At 69.7% G+C, this 2,986-nt stretch carries 2 protein-coding genes and 1 pseudogene; 2 read left to right on the top strand and 1 reads right to left on the bottom strand.

The window, feature by feature from the left end:
- Positions 1-903: prephenate dehydratase (gene pheA, locus DD1DGNOD_RS01100; RefSeq protein WP_131769246.1), on the bottom strand; the 903-nt coding region annotated here is incomplete at its 3' end.
- A 388-nt stretch (positions 904-1,291) separates the two neighbouring features.
- Here pheA and larB point away from each other — a divergent pair.
- A complete protein-coding gene (larB, locus tag DD1DGNOD_RS01095; protein ID WP_131769238.1) occupies positions 1,292-2,296 on the top strand; it encodes a nickel pincer cofactor biosynthesis protein LarB in 1,005 nt (334 codons plus the stop codon).
- A gap of 488 nt (positions 2,297-2,784) precedes the next feature.
- A pseudogene (locus DD1DGNOD_RS27600) lies at positions 2,785-2,986 on the top strand (D-glycero-alpha-D-manno-heptose-1,7-bisphosphate 7-phosphatase); the annotation flags it as partial.

Raw genomic sequence — 2,986 nt, 5'->3', positions numbered from 1 at the left:
CAGCCAGACCGCGGCATCACGGAAGGCATCGTCGGATGTGCTCGGCCGCACCACCCCGGCCCGCCCGTCCGCCCTCGGGTAACTGCCCAGGAAGCGGACCTCGGCGCAGACGCGATGCAGAGCCGACAGCGCCTCCCCGACCCGCGCCTCGGTTACGTGCCCCTCACAGTCGACCGAAAAGGAGTACCGGCCTAAGCCCGCGCCGGTCGGCCGGGACTCCAGCCGGGTCAGGTTGACACCCCGGACGGCGAACTCGGTCAGCATCTCCAGCAGCGCGCCGGGATGGTCGTCCCGCTCGAAGAGCACCACCGTGGTGCGATCGGAACCCGTGGGCGGCGGCGGCGGCCCCGGGCGGGTGACCAGCACGAAACGGGTCTGCGCCCCGTCGACGTCCTGAACGTCGTCGGCCAGCACCGACAGACCGTAGCGGGGGGCGGCGAAGGCGCCGGCAAGCGCGGCGTCGACCTCCCCGACCTGGACACGGCGGGCTGCCTCGGAGTTGCTGAACGACGGTTCCCAGCGCGCGTCGGGCAGGTTCTTGGCAAGCCACCGGCGGCACTGCGGCTGGGCATGCGGATGGCTGGAAACCGTGCGGACCGCGTCGATCCCGGTGTCGGGCCGGGCGAGGAGGGCAAACCGGATCAGGAGCACAACCTCGGCGGTGACCTGCAGAAGGTCACCGGCGGCCAGTTCGTCCAGAGTGGTCGACACCGAGCCCTCGACCGAGTTCTCGAACGGGACGAGAGCCCCGTCGGCGTCACCCTGGCGGACCGCGTCCAAAGCAGCCGCCACGTTCGGTAGCGGGTCGAGCTCGGCCCCGTCGACGATCGGAAGAGTCAGCAGCGCCGCCTCGGAGAACGTGCCGGGCGGCCCCAGATAGACCAGACGGGTCGTTGATGTCATGCCGACGGCCTTCCGGATGTCATGCCGACAACCTTCCGCTCGGGTGGGATGTGACCGCCGGGGCAGGCGCAGTCACCGTGAAGGAGCTGCTCACAGGTGCCGTGAACATCGCGACGGCCTCGGCCGTACCCGAGGGAAGAGAGCTCGGGCCCGTCCCGACCGGATCTTCCACCGGTACCGGGTCCACCACCGGGTCCACGTGTCTCACCTCGACGATCCTACGGGCCGGTGACGGATCGCATTGGCGGGCCCGGCCCCAGACAGCCGTCCCGCCGCCTGACTGCGACTGATCCCACAGTGACGGCGTGGGTGGTCCATCGGCATTGGTGGCCATCGGCATTGGTGGCCACCGGCATGAGCGGGCGGACAGGCCCATAAGGTCGGCGGTATGGACACGGAGGATGTGCGGCTCCTGCTGGACGCCGTGGCCTCCGGCACGGTCAGGCCGGACGACGCCTTGGCACGCCTGGCCGCGGGCCCCCTCGGTGACGGCGGCGGCTGGACCGACCTCGGATACGCCCGCGTCGACACCCATCGTGGGCTTCGCACCGGCGACCCGGAAGTCGTCTACGCCGCCGGCAAGACCCCGGTGCAGACGGTCGGCATCGTCGCCGAGCTACGGCGGACCTCCGGCCCCACCCGCCCGACACTGGTCACGCGCGCGGATGCCGCCACCGTCACGGCGCTGCGGGCCGGCTGGCCGGGCGAGGTCACGACGTCCGCGGAAGCACCGGCGGGGGCATCCGGTGAGGCCTCTGCCGCGCCTCCCACGGTCACCGGTCCTCCCACTGCTGCCGGCCATGCCGCTGCCGCTGCCCACGCCACCCCCGCCGGCCATACCGCTGCCACCGCCACCGCCACCGGCCATGCAACTGGCGTCGGCCATGCCGTCTCCGCCGATCATGCGGCCGGTATGCCACGAGGTGCGTCCACGGTTGTCATCGGCGCACTGCCCCCGGCCCGCGGCCGGGTCGTCGTCGTCTGCGCCGGGACGTCGGACGCTCCGATCGCCGCGGAGGCCGCGCTGACCGCCCGCGCGTCCGGGGCAGGCGTTGAGACGATCATGGACGTGGGGGTCGCCGGTCTGCACCGCGTCCTCGCCGTTCGCGACCGGCTGGCCGGGGCCGACTGTCTGGTCGTCGTCGCCGGCATGGAAGGAGCCCTGCCAAGCGTGATCGGCGGGCTTGTCAGCACACCGGTCGTGGCCGTTCCGACCAGCGTCGGTTACGGCGCGTCCTTCGGCGGCCTCACCGCGTTGCTCGGAATGCTCACCTCATGCGCTCCCGGCGTCGTGGTGTGCAACATAGACAACGGTTTCGGCGCGGGAATCTTCGCGGCCCGCGTCGCCCGCCGTTCGACAGCGGAAATCAGAGCCGACGCCCGCCAGCCGTAGGTGGAAACCGCCCTCCTCGCCGCCGATCAACGGGTCGACGAGGTGGTCTCACTCGACTCCCACGACGGCCCGGCGGCTGCGGCACCGGACGGGCATGCACCGTTTCTTTGACCCCTTTTACCGGCATACACGTTCTACCGGCATACATGCGGCTCACAACACGAGCTGGAAAGAATGGAAAATTCTTGGCCGCCGTGCCCTCATCGATCACAAATCGATCATGTGGGTGCAACCTCAATCCGGAGCACGGTCGGACAGTCACACAATCTGTTTCCATCAGGAAATCGAGTATGAAAACGGCTGCCAGCACGACCGCCTGGTCCCTCGGTTTCGTGATCCGACGATATTCGGTCACGGATCCCTGGCCGACCTCGGAACGGATCCGCGTTGCTTGACCGACGTTGACCGACGCTTCGAGCAGTGCCTTAGAAAATCATCACTCTGAGTAGTAATAGTTTTCCTCGCAGCCCTGGGGGAAACCCGGACGCATGGCCCCGCCACCATGCGAACCAGCCGTCACCCCGGGCTACCACCAGCGCACCCCCGGCCGTCCCAGACAGGGCCCGGCAGCAGTGCTGTTCGACCGGGACGGCACATTGTGCATCGACATCCCATACAACACCGAGGTCAACCGGGTCCTGCCGGTCCCGACGGCGGTGGCCGTGCTCGCCCGGCTGCGCCAGGCCGGGG

Origin of the sequence: Candidatus Protofrankia californiensis, from assembly GCF_900634765.1 — a bacterium.
GTDB classification, from domain to species: domain Bacteria; phylum Actinomycetota; class Actinomycetes; order Frankiales; family Frankiaceae; genus Protofrankia; species Protofrankia californiensis.
The sequence above is the reverse complement of the archived record's forward strand: the minus strand, read 5'-3'. Positions and strand labels throughout refer to the sequence as shown.